Raw genomic sequence first — 19,627 nt, 5'->3', positions numbered from 1 at the left:
GTGAACTGGTTTACAGCAGTCACCGGCGGGTGTCCGTATCACCCTCACCACCGTCGTCCGTGGGATCCTCACCTGCGTCCAGCGCGTCCCACAGGCCGCGTTCGGACAGCGGTTCGTCGCTCTCGGCGCGCCGGGCCGCAGCCTCGCGGCGCGCCGCCGGGGCGTCGTACTTCGACGACAGTCCGGCCTGCTCGCGCGGGGTGCGCCAGAGGGTCACCGCCGCGGCGAGGACGGCGACGGCACCGACGATCACGAGGATCGCGGGCAGCGGATACGTCTCGATGCCGGTCACCTCCGCGCGGTCCGGCAACGCGGCCACCCCGGCCGCCGTCTCGGGGTCGGGGTCCCCGGTCAGCAACCGTACCGCGGGGACCGCGGCTGCCACGGCGACGATCGCGACCACGACCGACACGAGACGTAATGCGAACCCGCGCACGGCGAAGACCGCGGCGACCGCCGCGAGCAGCACGAGAGCGAGCGGGGTCAGTGCCGCCGCCCAGCGGCCTCCCTCGAGGTCGTCGACGCGGTCGATGCCGAGACCGTCCGACGAGACCGCGGTGACCCATGTCATCCGGCTCGAGGCCCACAGCAGGGCGGCGCCGAGCCCGAGCAGCAGAGCGGCGATCACCGTCGGTCTGCGCCGGCGTACGGGGGCGGAGCCGGCGTCCGGCGTCTTCTCGGTCACCGCGCGTCACCGCCGTAGGTGGTGAGTGTGGACGCGGCGGCCACGGCAGCGAGTGCGGACATGGCCTTGTTGCGGGCCTCGGTGTCCTCGGCCTCCGGATCGGAGTCTGCGACGATGCCCGCACCTGCCTGTACGTAGGCGATGCCGTCCTTGACGAGAGCGGAACGGATCGCGATCGCGGTGTCGGCGTCACCTGCGAAATCGAGGTAGCCGACGATGCCGCCGTAGATACCGCGGCGGGTGGGTTCGAGTTCCTCGATCAGTTCCATCGCGCGTACCTTCGGCGCGCCCGACAGGGTGCCGGCGGGGAAACACGCGGTGACGGCGTCGAGGGCGTGCTTGCCCTCCGCGAGCCGTCCGGTGACCGTGGAGACCAGGTGCATCACGTGGCTGTACCGCTCGATGTGCCGGTAGTCGTGCACTTCGACGGTGCCCGGTGCGCACACCCGGCCGAGATCGTTGCGGCCGAGGTCGACGAGCATGAGGTGCTCGGCGTTCTCCTTCTCGTCGTGGACGAGGTCCTTCTCGAGCAGGAGATCCTCCTCCTCGTCCGCGCCGCGCCACCGGGTCCCGGCGATGGGATGGGTGGTGGCCACCCCGTCCGAGACCGTCACGAGCGCTTCGGGACTCGATCCGACGATCGAGAAGGCCGTCTCGCCGTCCGGGCCGGGAATGTGGAGCAGGAACATGTACGGGCTGGGGTTGGACGCGCGGAGCATCCGGTACACGTCGATCGGTGCTGCCTCGCAGTCGATCTCGAATCGCTGCGAGAGCACCACCTGGAAGGCCTCACCGGCCTCGATGTCGCCGATCAGCTTGCGGACGTCCGTGCAGAACGACTCGGTGGTGCGCTGACGGCGGTAGTCGGGCTCGGGCCGCGAGTAGGTCGCGACGGTGGCCGGAGCAGGCGCGGCGAGCGCCTCGGTCATGCGGTCGAGACGGGCCACCGCGTCGTCGTAGGCTTCGTCGACGCGCTCGTCCGAGCCGTCCCAGTTCACGGCGTTGGCGATGAGCCAGATCATGCCCTCGTGATGGTCCACGGCCGCGAGGTCGGTGGCCAGCAGCATCACCATCTCGGGGATCTGCAGGTCGTCCTCGGCGAGCGTCGGCAGCTTCTCGAGATAGCGGACGGCGTCGTAGCCGAGGTAACCCACCATGCCGCTGGTCAGGGGCGGCAGTCCGTGGATGCGGTCGGTGTGGAGCAGCTGCAGCGTCTCACCGAGGACGTCGACGGGGTTGCCGCCCGTCGGGGCGCCGGCGGGAACGTGCCCGTACCAGGCCGCACCGCCGTCGACGACGGTCAGCGCCGCCGGGCTCCCGGCGCCGATGAACGACCACCGCGACCACGACCGGCCGTTCTCCGCCGACTCGAGCAGGAAGGTCCCGGGGCGGTCGGCCGCGAGCTTACGGTAGGCCGACAGTGGGGTCTCCGCGTCCGCGAGCACCTTGCGGGTCACCGGGACCACGCGGTGCTCGGCGGCCAGCTGACGGAACTGCTCGCGGGTGGTCGTCGAATCGGACCGGCTGCCGCCGGAGGGGTCGGTTGTGGCTGCGGGAATGGTGGTGGGCTCGCCGGACATGCGCCCCATCATCCCAGGGGCGGTGTCCGGCGATGCAGCCGCGGTCAGACGACCTGGAACGACCGCTTGGCCAGACCCATCCAGAACCCGTCGACGACCTGGTCGATGCCGCGATCCGGAGTCTCCGAAGCACCGAGGGTGACGAACAGTGGCGCGAAGTGTTCGACGGTCGGGTGCGCGTACGGCATACCCGGTGCGCGGTTCCGGAAATCGAGCAGCGCGTCGACGTCGCCGCGGGCGAGTTGCTCGGCGGTCCAGTGGTCGAACTCCGACGACCAGCCCGGCGCGGCGGCCTCGGGCCGCGGGTCGCGCAGGAAGGGCAGACCGTGAGTGGTGAACCCGGAGCCGATGATCAGTACGCCCTGCTCACGCAGCGGGCGCAGCCGGGCGCCGAGGTGCAGCAGCCGTCCCGGATCGAGAGTGGGCAGGGAGATCTGCAGCACCGGAATGTCGGCGTCCGGGTACATGACGGTCAGGGGCACGTAGGCACCGTGGTCGAGTCCTCGGTTCGGCTGCTGCACCACCGGTTCGTCGTCGGGCATCAGTGCCGCGACCTGCCGGGCGAGATCGGGCGCCCCAGGACTGGTGTAGGTCACCTCGTAGAAGCGCCGCGGAAATCCCCCGAAGTCGTACACGAGCGGGGTGCCCGGCGTGGTCGAGCCGATGGTCAGCGGTGCGGATTCCCAGTGCGCCGAGACCACGAGGATCGCCGTGGGGCGCGGCAGGTCGGCCGCCCAGCGCTGCAGCTGCGAGACCCACAGTTCGCTGTCGACGAGCGGCGGAGCGCCGTGACTGAGGAACAGGGCGGGCGTGGTCGCGGAATCGGTGCTCATGACATCCCTTTCGGGTTGAAGCTTCAAGTATTATGAAGGACAACCCGCCCTGAGGGCATTCTGTTCCCGGGGGGCGGCGGCGAGACCGAACGAGCGAGGAGAACGCATGAGCAACGAGGACCCCCGGTGGCTCGATCCGACGCAGCAGAACGCCTGGCGCGCACTCGTCTCCGTCATCACGCGATTGCCGGCAGCGCTCGACACCCAGATGCAGCGCGACTCCGACATGACCCACTTCGAGTACTTCGTCCTCGCACTGCTCTCCGAGCACCCCGAGCGCAGGCTCCGTCTCAACGCCCTCGCCGCCGAGGCCAACGCGTCGCTGTCGCGGCTGTCCCACGTCGTCACCCGCCTCGAGAAGCGCGGCTGGGTGCGACGCGAACCGGTTCCGGGCAGTCGCGGTTCGTACGCCGTGCTCACCGAGGCCGGCTACGACACCGTCGCCGAGGCGGCGCCGACCCATGTCGACGCCGTGCGCAGGCTGGTGTTCGACGGTCTCGACGACCAGCAGGTGCGCGCGCTCGCGCGTCTCGGTTCCGCTCTGGTCGAGCAGATCGACGAGGGAATCGCCGGCGGTATCGGCAAGGCCTGAGCCGTCCCACCGTCACGTGGTGGGGCGGCTCCTCGGTACGTCCCGGAACGACATGGTCGGGTCGTGGCTGCGCTCGTCCCGGACGGCACCGCTCGCGTCGGTGACCTCGTAACCGATGGTGTTCAGCCGAGCGGAGTTCCGCCCACACCCCAGTTCTCGCGGGGCACCTCGGTGATCGTCACCCACACCGACGACGGATTCTTGCCCGAGGCCTCGGCGTACGCGCGGGTCACCGCGGAGATCACCTCGGCCTTCTGCTCGTCGGACAGGCCCGGCGTCTGACTGATCTGGATGAGAGGCATGCGGGCATTGTCGCAGCCCGCCGCACGACCCGCCGATCGGTCCCGGCTATTCGGCGATCTGCGGCGTTTCGAGCAGGACGTCGGTGTCGAAGCAGGTGTGCGTGCCGGTGTGGCAGGCGGCACCGACCTGGTCGACGACCAGCAACACCGTGTCGCCGTCGCAGTCGAGGCGCACCTCGTGCACGTACTGGGTGTGCCCGGACGTCTCGCCCTTGACCCAGTACTGCTGCCGCGACCGCGAGTAGTAGGTGGCCTTGCGGGTCGCCAGGGTGCGGGCGAGCGCCTCGTCGTCCATCCACGCCATCATCAGCACGGCGCCGGTGGCCCGCTCCTGCACGACGGCGGCGAACAGACCGTCGTCGTTGCGCTTCAGCCGGGCGGCGATCGCCGGATTCAGGATGTCGCTGCTCATCGAACCGTGATCCCTTCCGCACGCATCGCGTCCTTGACCTCGCCGATGGTCAGCTCCCGGAAGTGGAAGACGCTCGCGGCGAGCACCGCGTCGGCACCGGCCTGCACGGCGGGCGCGAAATGCTCGACGGCTCCGGCGCCCCCGGAAGCGATGACGGGCACGTGCACGGCCCCGCGCACGGCCTCGATCATCTTCAGGTCGAATCCGTTCTTCGTGCCGTCGGCGTCCATCGAGTTGAGCAGGATCTCGCCGACCCCGAGTTCCTCGCCGCGCCGGGCCCACTCGACCGCGTCGATCCCCGTACCGCGGCGACCGCCGTGCGTGGTGACCTCCCAGCCGCTCGGCGTCGGTTCCTGACCGGCGGGCACGGTGCGCGCGTCGACCGACAGCACGATGCACTGCGAGCCGAAGCGCCCGGACATCTCGCGCAGCACCTCGGGCCGGGCGATGGCCGCGGTGTTGACCGAGACCTTGTCGGCGCCGGCACGCAGCAGCCGGTCGACGTCCTCGACGGTGCGGACGCCACCTCCCACGGTGAGCGGGATGAACACCTGCTCGGCGGTGCGCGTGACGACGTCGAGCATGGTGCCCCGGTCGCCGCTCGACGCGGTGACGTCGAGGAAGGTCAGTTCGTCGGCACCCTGCTCGTTGTAGAGCGCGGCGAGTTCGACCGGGTCACCCGCATCGCGCAGGTTCTCGAAGTTGACACCCTTGACCACCCGCCCCGCGTCCACGTCGAGGCACGGGATGACCCGCACGGCCAGTGTCATGTTCGATCTCCTTCGGAACCCGACTGCTCGGCCACGGACCGTTCCGTCGCCGACTGCACAATCTCCAGTATCTCGCCGTGCACTCCGGGCGCTGCGGCGACCACCGATCCGGAGCCGATCCGCCACGGTTCGCCCGCGAAGTCGGTGGCGATCCCACCGGCCGCCCGCACCAGCGCGACACCGGCCGCGTTGTCCCACGGGTGGTGGCCGAACACGACCGAACCGCCGATCGCACCTCCCGCTGTGAATGCCAGGTCGGCACCCGTGGAGCCGTGCATCCGCAACCGTGCGACCCGCCGGCTCAGCTCGGTGATCACGGCGAGGCGGCGGGTGCCGGGAACGCGACCGCGACTGTCGATGTCGAAACTTCCGACGGCGATCATCACGTCCTCGAGCCGTGCCGGCTGCAGCGGTTCGGTGGGCGTTCCGTTCACGAGCAGCGGCCCCTCGGCGATTCCCGCGAAATGCTGCTTCGTGAGGGGCAGCCACGTGAGTCCGAGGATCGGCTCCCCGTTCTCGACGAGCGCGAGGAGGATCCCGGCCATCGGCAACCCGGCGGAGTAGTTGATCGTGCCGTCGATCGGATCGAGCAACCAGACGGTGCCCTCCCCCGCGGACGGGCCGCCGAACTCCTCACCGTGCACGGGGATACCGGTGCGCTCGGCGAGGGCACCGGAGATCCGCCGCTCGAGTTCGAGATCGAGGTCGGTCGCGAAGTCGTTCGGCCCCTTGTCGACGGAACGCGGCGCACCGTGCCCGGCGACGAACCGTTCCGCGACCTCGTCGAGTACACCGCTCGCGACGGCGAGCAGCCGGTTCAGGTCTGCGGGATCGGTCATCGGTCAGCGCGAGACGGCGTCGAGCGCCTCGGTCAGCGTGAATCGGCCCGCGTACAGCGCCTTTCCGATGATGGCACCTTCGACACCCTCGTCGACGAGCGTCGCGATGGCACGCAGGTCGTCGACGGTCGAGACGCCACCGGAGGCGACGACCGGCGATTCGGTGGCCGCGCACACCTCGCGGAGCAGGTCGAGATTGGGGCCGGAGAGGGTGCCGTCCTTGGTGACGTCGGTGACGACGTAGCGCGAGCAGCCGTCGCGTTCGAGGCGTTCGAGCACCTCCCACAGGTCGCCGCCGTCGGAGACCCAGCCGCGGCCGCGCAGCCGCCACTGGCCGTCGAGGAGCTTGACGTCGAGGCCCACGGCGATGCGGTCGCCGAACTCGCCGATGACGCGCGAGCACCACTCGGGATTCTCGATCGCGGCGGTGCCGAGGTTGACGCGGGCGCAGCCGGTCGCGAGGGCGGCGGCGAGGGTCTCGTCGTCGCGGATGCCGCCCGACAGCTCGACCTTCACGTCGAGTTCGCCGATGACCTCGGCGAGGAGGGCGCGGTTGTCGCCGCGACCGAACGCCGCGTCGAGGTCGACCATGTGCACCCATTCGGCTCCGGCGTTCTGCCATTCGAGGGCGGCGTCGCGGGGCGAACCGTAGCCGGTCTCGCTGCCCGCCTCTCCCTGAACGAGGCGAACTGCTTCACCGTTGACGACGTCGACTGCGGGCAAAAGGACCAGGCTCACTGCGTACACATTAGTGCCTGTACCTGTGACATCGCCAAACGCGTGGCCGGGACGCCGGGAAAGCGCCGTGCGTCATGCCGACCGTGCTGCGTCGAGGGCCCGGCAGGTCGGGGTCGGACGGCCGGTGTACTCGTCGACGGACCCCTCGTACAGCACGGTGCCGCCGTGCCGTCCCGGTCCCGGCCCGAGGTCGACGATGTGGTCGGCGTGGCGCATCACGTCGAGGTGGTGCTCGATGACGACGACCGTGTGCCCTCGGTCGACGAGGCCGTCGAAGACGTGCAGGAGGGTGCCGACGTCCTCGGCGTGCAGGCCGGTGGTCGGCTCGTCGAGGACGTAGAGGGTCGGCGTCTTCACTCGTCCGAGTTCCTTGGCGATCTTCACCCGTTGGCACTCGCCACCCGAGAGCGTGTCGAGCGACTGCCCGAGGCGGAGGTAGTCGAGACCCACCCCGGCGAGCGCACTCAGTCGGCGCGCGATCTCCGGGTGCGGCAGTTCCTCGAGGGCGCGACCGACAGTGAGGTCGTCGACATCGGCGATCGACAGGCCGTTCACGGTGTGCCCGAGCACCTCGGCGGTGAACCGGCGGCCATGGCAGGTGTCGCAGACGACCTCGTGTCCGTCCATGAAGGCGAGGTCGATGTACACGACACCGGACCCCGTGCAGGTCGGGCACGCACCCGCCGAGTTCGCGCTGAACAGGCTCGCCGGCACACCGTTGTGTTCGGCGAACATCCGCCGCAGGGCGGGTGCGATGCCGGCGTAGGTGATCGGGGTGGAGCGGCGATTGGTGCTCACCGGCCGCTGGTCGATCACCGTGGCGTCGTACTGGTCGACGAGTTCGGCTGCGAGACTGGACTTTCCCGATCCGGCGACGCCGGTGAACACGGTGAGCACCCCGGTGGGGATCCACACCGTCAGGTCGCGGAGGTTGTTGCGACACGCATCGGCGATCGTGAGACGACCGGTCGCCTCGCGGGCGGGGTGACCGCGGCCGATGTCGCGCCGCAGCGATCGGCCGGTGGGAGTGTCGGCCGTTCGGAGCCGGTCGAAAGTGCCCTGGAAGACGAGGCGACCACCGGACGAGCCCGCACCGGGACCGATCTCGATCACCTGGTCGGCCCGGGCCATCACGCTCGGGTCGTGTTCGACGACGAGGACGGTGTTGCCGCTGTCGCGGAGCCGTTCAAGGAGGTCGATCATCGTCTCCACGTCGGCGGGATGCAGACCGACCGTTGGTTCGTCGACGACATAGGTCATCTCCGTCAGGCTCGACCCGAGGTGCCGGACCAACTTGATCCGTTGCGATTCGCCGCCCGAGAGCGTGGTGGTCGCCCGGGCGAGCGCGAGATAGCCGAGGCCGATCGTCACCATCGCCTCGAGACGGCCCACCAGTGCGGACACCACAGGTGCGGCGCGCGAGTCGTCGATCGTGCGCACGAATTCGAGCAGCTCGATGATCTCGAGGCGGGACAGCTCCCCGATCGTGCGGCCGCGAAGGGTGACCGCCCGCGCGGCCGCGTTCAGCCGTTCTCCGGCGCAGTCCGGGCACGTCTCGGCGCGGGTGAAACGTCGGATGACGTCCTGTTTGCGTTCGGAGAGGTTGTCGGAGGTGTGCAGGTGGATGCGCTCGAACCTCTCGACGACGCCCTCGTATCCGTCCGGCGGTTTGTGGCCCAGCGCCGCTGCGGCCTCGCCGCCGTAGAGCAGTGCCTCCCGCTCGGCGGGCTTCCACTCGCGCAGGGGTGTGTCCGCGTCGAAGGAACCGATGTCGGCGTACTGGGAGTACCAGTACCCACCGTTGCCGAAGCCGGGCACCAGGATCGCGCCCTCGGCGAGGGACCTGTCGAGATCGAGGAACCGCTCGACGGCACTGACGACGATCTCGCCGAGCCCGGAGCAGGTCGGGCACATCCCGGTGGGGTCGTTGAACGAGAAGCGGTTCGACTCCCCGAGGACGGGTGTGCCCACCCGGGAATACAGCAGCCGCAGATAGGTCCAGGTGTCGGTGATGGTGCCGACCGTCGAGCGGGCGTTGCCGCCGAGGCGGCGCTGGTCGACGACGATCACCGGCGTCAGACCGTCGATGTGGTCGACGTCGGGTCGTGTCCACTTCGGCAACCGATTGCGCGTGAACGGCGGGTACGTCTCGTTGAGCTGGTAGCCGGCCTCCGCGGCGATCGTGTCGAAGACGAGCGACGACTTCCCGGAGCCGGACACCCCGACGATCACCACGAGCCGGTTGCGCGGAACGGTCAGATCGACGTCGGCCAGGTTGTGGGTGCGGGCGCGACGAATCGTGATGGCGCGGCCTCGCACTGCCGCCTCGGTGGTCGTGACGGTGGTGGTCATGGATTCGACGCTACGACCGGTTGCGGCCGGATCCTGACCGCAACCGGTGGGAGGATGACGGCATGGCGGACGTCACCGAGCGGATGCTCGCGTTGTTGTCGATCCTGCAGACCGGACGCGCGATCGGCGGGGACGAGCTGGCCCGGCGGCTGCAGGTGAGCCGCCGGACGCTCCGCCGCGACGTCGACCGGCTGCGCGGCTACGGATATCCCGTCGAAACCCGCTCCGGGCCCGGCGGTTTCTACCGTCTCGCGTCGGGACGTTCGATGCCGCCGCTGGTGCTCGACGACGACGAGGCCGTCGCGGTGCTGCTGGGGCTCGGCGCTCTCGCCGCGACCGGGCCGGCCGAAGGCGGACTGGACGACGCTGCCACCCGCGCCTACGGCAAGCTCGACCAGTTCCTGCCCGCGCGGCTGCGCCCGCGCGTCGCGGCCGTCCGCAGCGCGGTGGAGACGAGTGCGCTGCAGGCGCCCAGCGTGTCGGCGGAGCTGCTCGGCTCCGTGGCGGAGGCGATCGCGCGGTGTGACACGCTCACCTTCGACTACGTCGACGCGCAGGGCTCGCCGACCTCGCGCAGGGTCGAGCCGTACCGGCAGGTCCACCACCTGCTGCGGTGGTACCTCCTCGGATGGGACGTCGATCGCGAGGACTGGCGGGTCTTCCGCCTCGATCGTGTGCGCGACCTGCTCCGCACCGGCCGACGGTTCGCACCCCGCCGACTTCCCGCCGGGTCCGCCACGGAATACCTGCGGCAAGGACTCCGGCAGGGGCGGACACCGGTGCACCTGGACGTGGCGGCCTCGGCCACGCACGTCGCCGACGCGCTGAAGTACCAAGACGCCGAGATCCGGCCGACGGGTGACGACCGGACCGAGGTGCACCTCGCGGTCGAGTCGTGGCAGTGGCTCGTCCTCGCGCTCGCCACCCTCGACGCCGACGTCCGGATGCGCGCGGACCCGGAGATCGTCCGGGCCTGCGCGGTGTTCGCCGATCGTCTGCGCGCGGCGGCGCAGGACGCCGTCGTCCCCTCCGAGAACGGCGCGAGGTGAATCTGGGCGCGGCAGATCGATTTCGAGTTCCGCACAGCTGCGTTACGAAGCTCCTCGCGCGCCCGACCGGGGTTCGCTACCGCAACACGCCGGGCGAAATCCGGTTCGGCGCGTCAGCTTCCGGGGCGGTCGTCCTCGCCGGGACCGAAGGCGCGGCGGGCCGACCGCGTCGACACGACACCCATCGCCACGACGGCCACCACGATGCCGACGAGTGCGATGACGAGCCCGACGACCGGCGTGGGCCGGACCGCCACCACGACGATCGCGGTGACGAGCAGCACGACGGTCGCCGTGCCGACGGACATCAGGGCGTGACGGCCGAAGGAGAAGTCTCCACTCGACCGGCCGCGCCGCGGCTCGGTCACAACGAGCTGACCCAATTCTGCAGCAGCTGCGCGCCGGCGTCGCCGGACTTCTCCGGATGGAACTGGGTGGCCGAGAGCGGACCGTTCTCGACGGCGGCGACGAACCGGCTGCCGTGTTCGGCCCAGGTCACCTTCGGCGGGGCGAGGCGCTCGGGGGCATCCAGTTCCCACGTGCGGGCGGCGTAGGTGTGGACGAAATAGAAACGGGTGTCGGCGTCCATGCCGGCGAAGAGCACCGAATCGGCGGGGGCCTCGACGGTGTTCCAGCCCATGTGCGGCAACACCGCCGCGTCCAGACGCTCGACCGTGCCCGGCCACTCGCCGCAGCCCTCGGTCTCGATGCCGTGCTCGACGCCGCGTTCGAACAGGATCTGCATGCCGACGCAGATGCCGAGCACCGGGCGTCCACCGGCGAGGCGGGTACCGATGATCTTGTCTCCGCCGACGCTGCGCAGGCCCTTCATGCACGCGTCGAAGGCACCGACGCCGGGGACGACGAGCCCGTCGGCGGCGAGCGCGATCTTCGGGTCGGCGGTGACCTCCACGTGCACGCCGGTACGGGCGACTGCCCGCGTGGCGGAGTGGAGGTTACCCGAGCCGTAGTCGAGGACGGCGACCGTGGTTGCGCTCATGATGTCGATTCTATGTGGTGGGACGGGGACGTTCCGACGGCCCGGCCAGCCGGGCGAGCAGGGGCAGCGTCGGGACCAGCACTGCGGCCACGGTGAAGGCGACGGGATATCCCGCCGCCGCTGCCAGCGCGCCGAGCGCGAACGACCCCGCACCCGTGCCGGCGTCGAAACCGATGTTCCAGGCGGCGCTCGCGGAGCCGGTGTTGCCTGCACCGGCACGGCGGAACGCGACGAGCAGTGCTTCGTTCTGGACGACACCGAATCCGAGACCGAAGGCGATCGCGGCGACGATCAGCAGGACCGCTCCCCCTCGGTCGTCGGCGACGAGGGCGAAGGGAATCATCGCCAGGCCCGCCAGGCCGAGACCGACGGGCAACAGCTTGCCGGCGCCGATCCGATCCGCGACGGAACCTGCCGCATACCGCCCGATCAGCGAAGACGCGCTGAGTACGGCCAAGGCCGCCGCGACGGGCAGGCCGGCGACCGCGATGCGCAACAGCGAGGTGAGACCACCGTAGGCGATCGCGCCCGCACCCACGGCGACCAACGGGAACAGCAGCACGACCGGGGGCACGCGTCGCGCCGTCCGGGCCTGCTTCGCGGTCAGCCGTGGCAGACGGATCGCGGCGAGCAGACCTGCGGACGAGATGATCGCACCGAGCACGAAGACCGGCGTGGTGGAGAACCGCTCGGCGATCGCCAACCCGGCGGGCAAGCCGATCGTCTGCGACGCGGCAATGGCGATGCCGAGCATGCCGGTGGCACGGCCGAGCAACCTCGGCGGCGCCAGTTCGCCGACGAGCGCGGCCGACGCCACGGTGATCATCCCGAAGCCGATACCGCGGAGCCCGGAGATCCCGAGCACCGCTGCCGGGGCGATCGACACGAGGAACAGCAGCGACGGTGGCCCGAGGAACAGGCAGCCGGCTGCGAGTGTCGCGCGGTGACCGAACGCGCGCAGCAGTCGCGGCATCGCGAGTTGCGTGAGAACGGTGGTGAGCATGAACACCGCCGTCACCGATCCGGCGAGCGTGTCGCTGCCACCGGCCTCGGCGATCGCCCACGGCACGACCGGCAGCAGCAGCGAGAAGCCTCCGAAGGCCGCCGCGGACGTCGACCATGCCGGGATCAGACCACGAACGGTGAACAGCCCTTGTTGTTCCGCCACGTCAGAGCAACCGGAAGACGCCCGCGGCGGCTGCCAGCACGGTCAGAGCCAGCAGCACACCCGCGAACAACGTGTTGCGTGCCTTCCACATCGACCACGTTCCGCCGGCGGCGAATCCGGCCACGATGAAGCACAGATAGGTGAGGACGACATCCATGTGTCAGAGACTGCCCTTCGTCGACGGGATGCCGGACACACGCGGGTCGGGTTCGACGGCCTCGCGCAGCGCGCGGGCGACCGCCTTGAACTCGGCTTCGGTGATGTGGTGCGGATCGCGGCCGTAGAGCACCCGCACGTGCAGTGCGATACGGGCGTGGAAGGCGAACGACTCGAACACGTGCCGGTTGATCACCGTCGAATAGGGCACGCCGGGATATCCCCCGATCACCGAGTGCACCATGTAGTCGGGTTCGCCGGTGAACACGCAGTAGGGACGGCCGGAGACGTCGACGGAGGCGTGCGCGAGGGTTTCGTCCATCGGGATGAAGCAGTCGCCGAAACGGCGGATGCCGCGCTTGTCGCCGAGGGCCCGGCCGAAGGCCTGCCCGAGCACGATCGCGGTGTCCTCGACGGTGTGGTGGGCCTCGATCTCGATGTCGCCCTGCGCCTGCACGGTGAGGTCGAACGAACCGTGCTGGCCGAGCGCGGTGAGCATGTGGTCGTAGAACGGGATCCCCGTGGAGATCTCGGTGCGACCGGTGCCGTCGAGGTCGATCTCGACGGTGATGCTCGATTCCTTGGTGGTGCGTTCGACGCGTGCGGTGCGGTCGCTCATCGGGTTTCCTCGATTTCCGTGGCCGCGAGCTTCTCGCTCACTCGCAGCAACTCGTCGTTCTCGTGGGCCAGGCCGATCGTGGTGCGCAGATAGCCGGGGATCCCGACGTCACGGATGAGCACCCCGTCGTCCAGATACCGCTGCCACGTGGCAGCTGCATCGGCGAAGCGGCCGAACAGGATGAAGTTGGCGTCGGACGGGATCACGTCGTAGCCGAACCGGGCGAGTTCGGCGGCGACGCGGTCGCGCTCGGCGGCCAGTTCCGCGACCGACGCGAGGGTGTCGTCGGCGTGCCGCAGAGCCGCGCGCGCGGCGGCCTGGGTGACGACCGACAGGTGGTAGGGCAGGCGCACGAGCAGCAGAGCCTCGATCACCGCGGGGGCGGCGGCGAGATAGCCGAGGCGCCCGCCGGCGAAGGCGAACGCCTTGCTCATCGTCCGCGAGACGACGATCTTCGCCGGGTACTCGTCGATCAGGCTCAGAGCGCTCGGCTGCGAGGAGAACTCGACGTACGCCTCGTCGACGATCACGATGCCGGGTGCGGCGTCGAGGATCACCCGCAACTCGTCGAGCGGGATGCTGTGTCCCGTCGGATTGTTGGGGCTGGTGACGAAGACGACATCGGGCCGTCGCTCACGGATGGCCGCCGCGGATGCGTCGACGTCGAGGGTGAAGTCGTCGCGCCGGTAGGTGGGCAGCCACTCGGTCTGCGTGCCGTCGGCGATGATCGGGTGCATCGAGTACGACGGCACGAAACCCATCGAGGTGCGCCCGGGACCACCGAACGCCTGCAGGAGCTGCTGCAGGACCTCGTTGGAACCGTTTGCGGCCCAAATGTTCTCGACTCCGATCGGGACCCCGGACGCCTGCCTGAGGTAGGCGGCGAGATCGGTGCGCAGCGCGACCGCGTCGCGGTCGGGATAGCGGTGCAGCTGCGTGGCCGCCTCGCGCACGGCCTCAGCGACATCGTCGACGAGCGCCTGCGTGGGGGGGTGCGGGTTCTCGTTGGTGTTGAGCTGGACCGGCACCGTCAGTTGCGGCGCACCGTAGGGCGACTTACCGCGCAGGTTCTCGCGCAGCGGCAGGTCGCCGAGGGTGATGCGGGCGCCGGGGATCCGGGTCACTTGAGCGCCTCGAATCGCAGACGGACGGCTTCACCGTGGGCGGGCAGGTCCTCGGCGTTCGCGAGAGTGATGACGTGACCGGAGACGTCCTTCAGGGCCGCCTCGGTGTACTCGACGACGTGGATGCCGCGCAGGAAGGTCTGCACGCTCAGGCCCGACGAGTGCCGGGCACAACCGGCGGTGGGCAGCACGTGGTTCGATCCGGCGCAGTAATCGCCGAGAGAGACCGGCGCCCACGGCCCGACGAAGATCGCGCCGGCCGAGCGCACGCGTGCGGCGACCGCGGAGGCGTTCTCGGTCTGGATCTCGAGGTGCTCGGCGGCGTAAGCGTCGACGACCTTCAGGCCCTGCTCGATGTCGTCGACGAGGACGATGCCGGACTGGCTGCCGGACAGCGCGGTGGTCACACGCTCGCGGTGCTTGGTGAGTTCGAGCTGGGCGGCGAGCGCGGTGTCGACGGCGTCGGCCAGTTCGGTGCTGGTGGTGACGAGCACCGAGGCGGCCATGACGTCGTGTTCGGCCTGGCTGATGAGATCGGCGGCGACGTGCACGGGGTCGGCGGTGTCGTCGGCGAGGATCGCGATCTCGGTGGGGCCCGCCTCGGCGTCGATGCCGACCACGGCACGGCACAGCCGCTTGGCGGCGGTGACGTAGATGTTGCCGGGGCCGGTGATCATGTCGACCGGGGCGAGTTCGGCGCCGTCGGTGTCGGTGCCGCCGTAGGACAGCAGCGCCACGCCCTGGGCGCCGCCGACGGCCCACACCTCGTCGACACCGAGCAGTGCGGCCGCGGCGAGGATGGTCGGGTGCGGCAGTCCACCGAAGTTCTTCTGCGGTGGCGAGGCGATGACGAGCGATTCGACGCCCGCGGCCTGCGCCGGAACGACGTTCATCACGACCGACGACGGGTAGACCGCGTTGCCGCCGGGCACGTAGAGGCCCACACGTTCGACCGGCACCCAGCGTTCTGTGACGGTGCCGCCGGGGACGACCTCGGTGGTGACATCGGTGCGGCGCTGGGCCGCGTGCACGACGCGCGTGCGCTCGACGGCCTCCTCGAGGGCGGCGCGGATCGCGGGTTCGAGTTCGGCGAGGGCGCGTTCGAGTTCCGCGGCGGGAACGCGCACCGTGGCGGGGCGGACCCCGTCGAACTTCTCGCAGTAGTCGAGTGCGGCCTCGGCACCGCGAGCGCGGATGTCGTCGACGACGGGACGGACCTGATGGAGCACCGCGTCCACGTCCACTCCGCCACGGGGCAGCGCGCCCCTGAGCTCAGCAGTGGTGGGAGTACGACCGCGCAGGTCGGTGCGGGCAAGCATGAGGTGTCCTCTCTCGCAGAACAGGGATCACCCCCTACTATCCCGCATCGGGTGGTGCCGTTCGAAGTTGCACCCGGGTGAGGATGTCTCTCGACACGGATCACCGTGCTTATGCTGTCGGCATGGACGAGGACGAGTCACGCCCGAGCACCTTGGGCGAATTGATCCGCCGCCAGCGTGAGCTCGCAGAACTTCCCATGCGTCAGCTCGCGTCGATGGTGGGCATCTCGAATCCGTACCTGTCGCAGATCGAACGGAACCTGCGGGCGCCGAGCGAGCGTGTGCTGCAAGCGATCGCCGACCAGTTGCATCTGTCCGCCGACACCCTCGCGGCCCACGCGCAGGCCGACGACGGAGCGGAGTCCGCGGTCCTGCGGGCGATTCGCGAGGATCCCGACCTCACCAACGCCCAGCGGCGTTCGCTCGAGGAGATGTACGAGGCATTCCGGGAGGTGACCGTCGCGCGCCGGCGGCGTGGCGGAGGACCCGAATCCGATCAAGAGTGAGCATTTTCACATCGAGTAGTGCCGAGGCCTGTTCGTCACGCAGCAATCCAGGTCAGCCCGATTTCGCGGCATGTGCGACGAACATGCAGGTAGCACGTACCTGGGGGTAAGGTGCGCGCCCTCGCGGGCGGTGTCAATCTCGGCTCCGGACCATCCACCCAGTTCTGGAGTTGCTCGGTGCTCAACCATCTGCAGAAGAAGCTCACTTCCTCGCTCGACCCGATCGGCTGGGGCCCGGCCGTCGCTTCGGTCGCCGGTCGCGCCGCGAAGAATCCGCGGGCCGTGGCGGAGGCGACCACGGACTACGCCTACCGTCTGGCGAACATCCCGGCGGCGGCGACGCGCGTGTGGAGTGCCCGCGATCCTCAGGCCCCGGTCGCCCCGGATCCGAAGGATCGCCGGTTCTCCGACGCCGCGTGGAAGGAGAATCCTGCCTACTTCTCACTACTGCAGAGTTATCTCGCCACCCGCGAATACGTCGAGGATCTCGCCGACGCCGGCGCAGGTGACCCGGTCCAGGACGGCAAGGCACGCCAGTTCGCGAATCTGATGTTCGACGCGCTCGCGCCGTCGAACTTCCTCATCAACCCGGGTGTGCTCGTGCGCGCGCTCGACACCGGTGGAGCGAGCCTGTTCCGCGGCGCGAAGTACGCCGTCGAGGATGTCGTGCACCGGAAGGGCCTGCCGCTCAAGGTCGACCGGGAGGCGTTCACTCTCGGCGAGAACATGGCCGCGACCCCGGGCACGGTCGTCTTCCGCAACGACCTGATCGAGGTCATCCAGTACGCGCCACAGACCGGCGAGGTGCACGAGATCCCGATCCTGGCCGCGCCGCCGTGGATCAACAAGTACTACATCCTCGATCTCGCGCCGCAGCGCAGCCTCATCGAGTGGGCCGTGCAGCACAACCGCACCGTGTTCGCGATCTCGTACCGTAACCCGGACGAGTCGATGCACGAGATCACGATGGACGACTACTACCGGCAGGGTGTTTCGGCGGCACTCGACGTCGTCGAGGAGATCACCGGGTCGTCACGAATCGAGGTGCTCTCGATCTGCCTCGGTGGCGCGATGGCGGCGATGACGGCGGCCCGGATGGGCAAGCTCGGCGACGAGCGGATCAGCGCGTTCACCATGCTCAACACGCTCCTCGACTACAGCGAGGTCGGCGAGCTGGCACTGCTCACCGACCCGGCGACGCTCGACCGCGTCGAGTTCCGGATGAGCAGGCAGGGCTTCCTCTCGGGTAACGAGATGGCCGGCAGTTTCGACATGATCCGCGCGCGGGATCTGATCTTCAATTACTGGGTATCGCGATGGATGAAGGGCGAGAAGCCCGCCGCCTTCGACATCCTCGCGTGGAACGAGGACAGCACCCGTATGCCGGCGAAGATGCACTCGCATTACCTGCGGTCGCTGTACGGACGCAACGAGCTCGCGCGCGGTGTGTACGAGCTCGACGGCGAGGTCCTCGACCTCTCGGACATCACGTGCGATACCTACGTGGTCGGCGCGATCAACGATCACATCGTGCCGTGGACCTCGTCGTACAAGGCCACGGGGTTGCTCGGTGGCTCGGTCCGGTACGTGCTGACCAGCGGCGGCCACGTGGCCGGCGCGGTCAATCCCCCGAGCCCGAAGGCGTGGTTCGACGCCGTCGGCACCCCCGACGCAGACGAGCTGCCGAAGCTGCCCGAGGATCCGAAGGTCTGGGCCGAGAGGACCACCCGCACCCCCGGTTCGTGGTGGGAGGACTGGACGGCGTGGTCGGCGAAGCGTGCCGGTGACCTCGTCGCGCCGCCGGCGATGGGCAGCGCGCAGCATCCGCCCCTGTGTGATGCGCCGGGAACCTATGTCTTCGAGTGATATTGCGAGTTAGCTATCGTCTTGCTAACCTGCTAACAGCGCCGATCCGAGCGCACCCCACAGGGGAAGTTCCGCTCCCGTCACGAGCGCCCACGGAAGGTACACATCATGACCGCACCGACCAAGACCACCGCCGCGAACGCCGGCACCAAGGCCACCGAAGCCGCCACGAAGGCCGCCACCGAGGCCACCGCAACGGCCCAGCAGTCGGCCGAGAAGCTGACCTCGACGGCCGCCGCGGTCGCCGACAAGGCCGCCACCGAGTTCACCAGGACCGTCGACGAGGCCACCGAGCGCTTCCAGGAGTTCAACGCGAAGTTCATCGACGCTGCGAAGCAGAGCGGGAACCTCGGCGTCGACACCTACGAGAAGGCCGTCTCGAGCATCCTGGATCTGCAGGAGAAGGTCGCCGAGGCCACCCCCGTCGAGTGGGTCGCCGAGCTCACCAAGGCTCAGGTCTCCTTCGCTCGCGAGCTCACCACCACCGTCACGAGCACCGCTCGCGACCTCCTCAAGTAATCGACGACTCCCTCGATGCAGTTGTCGAACCCGAACACCGCATCAGCGGGCGTTCTCCGGTGCAGTGCATGCAGTCACTGACACCCGCCAGGATCGCCGCGGCCCCGATTCGTCTCGGGACCGCGGCGATCGCCGGTTGGAGCGCCTATCTCGCCGGCCTCGTACGACGCGGCGCCACACCGTGCACGTTGGTCTCCGACGCGAACCGGTACAGCCGGGCACTGACCTCGGCCACGCTGCCACGCTGGAGCACGGACTGGCCGGTGGTGCGCCGGTGGTCCCTCGGCGGTCTGCGTGATTGCAGCACCTCCGACCCCGCACGCGACGAGATCCCGACGCTGCTGCTGCCGCCGCAGGCCGGCACCCATTCGTGCATCGTCGACCATTCCGCCGACCGCAGTCAGGTCGAAGCCCTCAGAGCCGGCGGTCTCACCCGTCTGCACTGTCTCGATTGGGCGCCCGCGACCACCGCCACGGACGATTGCTCGATCGACGAGCATCTGGCCGTCGTGGCCGACGCCGTCGCTCATCTCGGCGGCAGGGTGAACCTGATCGGCGACAGCCAGGGCGGGTGGCTCGGCACCGTCTACGCGGCGCTGCACCCCGGGACCGTGCACTCGTTGACCGTGGCGGGGGCACCGATCGACTTCCACGTCGACCAGCCCGCGCTGTCGGTGCTGGCCCATGCGCCCCGCACGGCGGCGGCCTCGACGATCGACTTCTGGTACGGGGCGGCGCGGGCCGTAGGGATGCCGACCACGGACCCGATCGGCGAGATCGAGCGTGCGATGACGCTGCTCGGCCTGCTCGACGACCCCGACGAGGTCGCACGCTGGGAAGCCGAACGACACTGGTTCGCCTGGAAACAGGAGATCCCCTCGGCGTTCCGCGCATGGATCATGCGCCACCTGTTCGTGGGCAACGAACTCGTCGTCGGCACACTGAGGGCCGAGGGACGCGTCGTCGATCTCGCGGCCGTCGACTGCCCGGTCCATCTGATCGCCGGCTCCGCCGACCCGATCGCGACTCCCCGGCAGGTCACCGCGCTCGCGGAGTACGTGTCGACCCCGCCGCAGAGGATCACCGCCACCGTCGCCGATGCCGGTCACATCGGGCTGTTCATCGGCCGTCGTGCACTCACTGAGGTGTGGACGCCGCACGCCCGACGGCTGGCAGCGTCGACATGATCGCGCTGTCC

At 69.6% G+C, this 19,627-nt stretch carries 22 protein-coding genes; 6 read left to right on the top strand and 16 right to left on the bottom strand.

Annotated features, from left to right (window positions below):
* Positions 1-19: 19 nt before the first annotated feature.
* From PV766_RS07520 to PV766_RS07510, 3 genes are read right to left on the bottom strand one after another with little or no spacing between them, the layout of a single operon-like run.
* Positions 20-685, bottom strand: a complete 666-nt coding sequence (locus PV766_RS07520; RefSeq protein WP_421096781.1) for a TIGR02234 family membrane protein — start codon at positions 683-685, stop codon at positions 20-22.
* Positions 682-2,265, bottom strand: a complete 1,584-nt coding sequence (locus PV766_RS07515; protein ID WP_421096780.1) for an anthranilate synthase component I — start codon at positions 2,263-2,265, stop codon at positions 682-684. Before PV766_RS07515 ends, PV766_RS07520 begins: the two co-directional genes overlap by 4 nt.
* Positions 2,266-2,309: 44 nt before the next feature.
* Positions 2,310-3,098 (bottom strand): dioxygenase, encoded by a 789-nt coding sequence (locus tag PV766_RS07510; protein WP_064062970.1) that lies wholly within the window; start codon positions 3,096-3,098, stop codon positions 2,310-2,312.
* A 106-nt stretch (positions 3,099-3,204) separates the two neighbouring features.
* Here PV766_RS07510 and PV766_RS07505 point away from each other — a divergent pair, with 106 nt between their 5' ends.
* Positions 3,205-3,690, top strand: a complete 486-nt coding sequence (locus PV766_RS07505; protein WP_129976124.1) for a MarR family winged helix-turn-helix transcriptional regulator — start codon at positions 3,205-3,207, stop codon at positions 3,688-3,690.
* Positions 3,691-3,812: 122 nt separating this feature from the next.
* Here PV766_RS07505 and PV766_RS07500 read toward each other — a convergent pair whose 3' ends face one another.
* The 6 genes from PV766_RS07500 to PV766_RS07475 form a co-directional block, all read right to left on the bottom strand.
* A complete protein-coding gene (locus PV766_RS07500) occupies positions 3,813-3,992 on the bottom strand; it encodes a tautomerase family protein (RefSeq protein WP_016935788.1) in 180 nt (59 codons plus the stop codon).
* Between the two features lie 46 nt (positions 3,993-4,038).
* The gene (hisI, locus tag PV766_RS07495; protein ID WP_016935787.1) at positions 4,039-4,404 is read right to left on the bottom strand and encodes a phosphoribosyl-AMP cyclohydrolase; all 366 of its coding nucleotides are present in this window, start codon (positions 4,402-4,404) and stop codon (positions 4,039-4,041) included.
* On the bottom strand, positions 4,401-5,174 hold the full coding sequence (hisF, locus tag PV766_RS07490; RefSeq protein ID WP_064062968.1) for an imidazole glycerol phosphate synthase subunit HisF: 774 nt from the start codon (positions 5,172-5,174) through the stop codon (positions 4,401-4,403). Before hisF ends, hisI begins: the two co-directional genes overlap by 4 nt.
* Entirely contained in the window at positions 5,171-6,013 is an 843-nt protein-coding gene (locus tag PV766_RS07485; RefSeq protein ID WP_421096779.1) for an inositol monophosphatase family protein, read from the bottom strand. Before PV766_RS07485 ends, hisF begins: the two co-directional genes overlap by 4 nt.
* Before the next feature lie 3 nt (positions 6,014-6,016).
* On the bottom strand, positions 6,017-6,751 hold the full coding sequence (gene priA / locus PV766_RS07480) for a bifunctional 1-(5-phosphoribosyl)-5-((5-phosphoribosylamino)methylideneamino)imidazole-4-carboxamide isomerase/phosphoribosylanthranilate isomerase PriA (RefSeq protein ID WP_006554069.1): 735 nt from the start codon (positions 6,749-6,751) through the stop codon (positions 6,017-6,019).
* 72 nt (positions 6,752-6,823) lie between these two features.
* Positions 6,824-9,103 carry an ATP-binding cassette domain-containing protein gene (locus tag PV766_RS07475; RefSeq protein WP_421096778.1) on the bottom strand — a complete coding sequence of 760 codons (2,280 nt, stop codon included), beginning with the start codon at positions 9,101-9,103 and terminating at the stop codon, positions 6,824-6,826.
* 62 nt (positions 9,104-9,165) lie between these two features.
* Between PV766_RS07475 and PV766_RS07470 the strand changes: the two genes are divergently transcribed.
* The gene (locus tag PV766_RS07470; protein ID WP_421096777.1) at positions 9,166-10,152 is read left to right on the top strand and encodes a helix-turn-helix transcriptional regulator; all 987 of its coding nucleotides are present in this window, start codon (positions 9,166-9,168) and stop codon (positions 10,150-10,152) included.
* A gap of 113 nt (positions 10,153-10,265) precedes the next feature.
* Here the strand turns inward: PV766_RS07470 and PV766_RS07465 are convergent, their stop codons facing one another.
* From PV766_RS07465 to hisD, 7 genes are read right to left on the bottom strand one after another with little or no spacing between them, the layout of a single operon-like run.
* The gene (locus tag PV766_RS07465) at positions 10,266-10,520 is read right to left on the bottom strand and encodes a hypothetical protein (protein ID WP_064062964.1); all 255 of its coding nucleotides are present in this window, start codon (positions 10,518-10,520) and stop codon (positions 10,266-10,268) included.
* Positions 10,517-11,152 carry an imidazole glycerol phosphate synthase subunit HisH gene (hisH, locus tag PV766_RS07460; RefSeq protein ID WP_421096776.1) on the bottom strand — a complete coding sequence of 212 codons (636 nt, stop codon included), beginning with the start codon at positions 11,150-11,152 and terminating at the stop codon, positions 10,517-10,519. Before hisH ends, PV766_RS07465 begins: the two co-directional genes overlap by 4 nt.
* 10 nt (positions 11,153-11,162) lie before the next feature.
* Positions 11,163-12,320, bottom strand: coding sequence for an MFS transporter (locus PV766_RS07455; RefSeq protein WP_064062962.1), 1,158 nt, complete (start codon positions 12,318-12,320; stop codon positions 11,163-11,165).
* A 1-nt stretch (position 12,321) separates the two neighbouring features.
* Positions 12,322-12,477 (bottom strand): hypothetical protein, encoded by a 156-nt coding sequence (locus PV766_RS07450; protein WP_016696019.1) that lies wholly within the window; start codon positions 12,475-12,477, stop codon positions 12,322-12,324.
* A gap of 3 nt (positions 12,478-12,480) precedes the next feature.
* Complete coding sequence (hisB, locus tag PV766_RS07445; protein WP_421096775.1) at positions 12,481-13,095, bottom strand: imidazoleglycerol-phosphate dehydratase HisB; 615 nt, start codon at positions 13,093-13,095, stop codon at positions 12,481-12,483.
* A complete protein-coding gene (locus PV766_RS07440; RefSeq protein ID WP_421096774.1) occupies positions 13,092-14,219 on the bottom strand; it encodes a histidinol-phosphate transaminase in 1,128 nt (375 codons plus the stop codon). The genes hisB and PV766_RS07440 overlap by 4 nt, the downstream gene beginning before the upstream one ends.
* A complete protein-coding gene (hisD, locus tag PV766_RS07435) occupies positions 14,216-15,538 on the bottom strand; it encodes a histidinol dehydrogenase (RefSeq protein ID WP_064062959.1) in 1,323 nt (440 codons plus the stop codon). The genes PV766_RS07440 and hisD overlap by 4 nt, the downstream gene beginning before the upstream one ends.
* 122 nt (positions 15,539-15,660) lie before the next feature.
* Here hisD and PV766_RS07430 point away from each other — a divergent pair, with 122 nt between their 5' ends.
* The 4 genes from PV766_RS07430 to PV766_RS07415 all read left to right on the top strand — a co-directional run bounded on the left by PV766_RS07430 (position 15,661) and on the right by PV766_RS07415 (position 19,616).
* Positions 15,661-16,044: a helix-turn-helix domain-containing protein gene (locus tag PV766_RS07430; protein WP_129976135.1), complete on the top strand. Its 384-nt coding sequence runs from the start codon at positions 15,661-15,663 to the stop codon at positions 16,042-16,044.
* A 111-nt stretch (positions 16,045-16,155) separates the two neighbouring features.
* A complete protein-coding gene (locus PV766_RS07425) occupies positions 16,156-17,910 on the top strand; it encodes a PHA/PHB synthase family protein (protein ID WP_421096773.1) in 1,755 nt (584 codons plus the stop codon).
* Positions 17,911-18,018: 108 nt separating this feature from the next.
* Positions 18,019-18,429, top strand: a complete 411-nt coding sequence (locus tag PV766_RS07420) for a hypothetical protein (protein WP_129976137.1) — start codon at positions 18,019-18,021, stop codon at positions 18,427-18,429.
* Between the two features lie 68 nt (positions 18,430-18,497).
* Positions 18,498-19,616: an alpha/beta fold hydrolase gene (locus tag PV766_RS07415; protein ID WP_421096772.1), complete on the top strand. Its 1,119-nt coding sequence runs from the start codon at positions 18,498-18,500 to the stop codon at positions 19,614-19,616.
* The last annotated feature ends 11 nt before the right edge of the window (positions 19,617-19,627 follow it).

The sequence above is a fragment of the Rhodococcus sp. As11 genome, from assembly GCF_048957735.1.
Lineage (GTDB): Bacteria > Actinomycetota > Actinomycetes > Mycobacteriales > Mycobacteriaceae > Rhodococcus > Rhodococcus gordoniae.
Note: the sequence above shows the minus strand (reverse complement) of the source record. Positions and strands in the feature narration are given on the sequence as shown.

Coding starts and splice junctions, on each gene's coding strand:
- PV766_RS07515 (WP_421096780.1), bottom strand. CDS start 2,265: ATGTCCGGCGAGCCCACCACCATTCCCGCAGCCACAACCGACCCCTCC.
- PV766_RS07510 (WP_064062970.1), bottom strand. CDS start 3,098: ATGAGCACCGATTCCGCGACCACGCCCGCCCTGTTCCTCAGTCACGGC.
- PV766_RS07505 (WP_129976124.1), top strand. CDS start 3,205: ATGAGCAACGAGGACCCCCGGTGGCTCGATCCGACGCAGCAGAACGCC.
- PV766_RS07500 (WP_016935788.1), bottom strand. CDS start 3,992: ATGCCTCTCATCCAGATCAGTCAGACGCCGGGCCTGTCCGACGAGCAG.
- hisI (WP_016935787.1), bottom strand. CDS start 4,404: ATGAGCAGCGACATCCTGAATCCGGCGATCGCCGCCCGGCTGAAGCGC.
- hisF (WP_064062968.1), bottom strand. CDS start 5,174: ATGACACTGGCCGTGCGGGTCATCCCGTGCCTCGACGTGGACGCGGGG.
- PV766_RS07485 (WP_421096779.1), bottom strand. CDS start 6,013: ATGACCGATCCCGCAGACCTGAACCGGCTGCTCGCCGTCGCGAGCGGT.
- PV766_RS07475 (WP_421096778.1), bottom strand. CDS start 9,103: ATGACCACCACCGTCACGACCACCGAGGCGGCAGTGCGAGGCCGCGCC.
- PV766_RS07470 (WP_421096777.1), top strand. CDS start 9,166: ATGGCGGACGTCACCGAGCGGATGCTCGCGTTGTTGTCGATCCTGCAG.
- hisH (WP_421096776.1), bottom strand. CDS start 11,152: ATGAGCGCAACCACGGTCGCCGTCCTCGACTACGGCTCGGGTAACCTC.
- PV766_RS07450 (WP_016696019.1), bottom strand. CDS start 12,477: ATGGATGTCGTCCTCACCTATCTGTGCTTCATCGTGGCCGGATTCGCC.
- hisB (WP_421096775.1), bottom strand. CDS start 13,095: ATGAGCGACCGCACCGCACGCGTCGAACGCACCACCAAGGAATCGAGC.
- hisD (WP_064062959.1), bottom strand. CDS start 15,538: ATGCTTGCCCGCACCGACCTGCGCGGTCGTACTCCCACCACTGCTGAG.
- PV766_RS07430 (WP_129976135.1), top strand. CDS start 15,661: ATGGACGAGGACGAGTCACGCCCGAGCACCTTGGGCGAATTGATCCGC.
- PV766_RS07420 (WP_129976137.1), top strand. CDS start 18,019: ATGACCGCACCGACCAAGACCACCGCCGCGAACGCCGGCACCAAGGCC.
- PV766_RS07415 (WP_421096772.1), top strand. CDS start 18,498: ATGCAGTCACTGACACCCGCCAGGATCGCCGCGGCCCCGATTCGTCTC.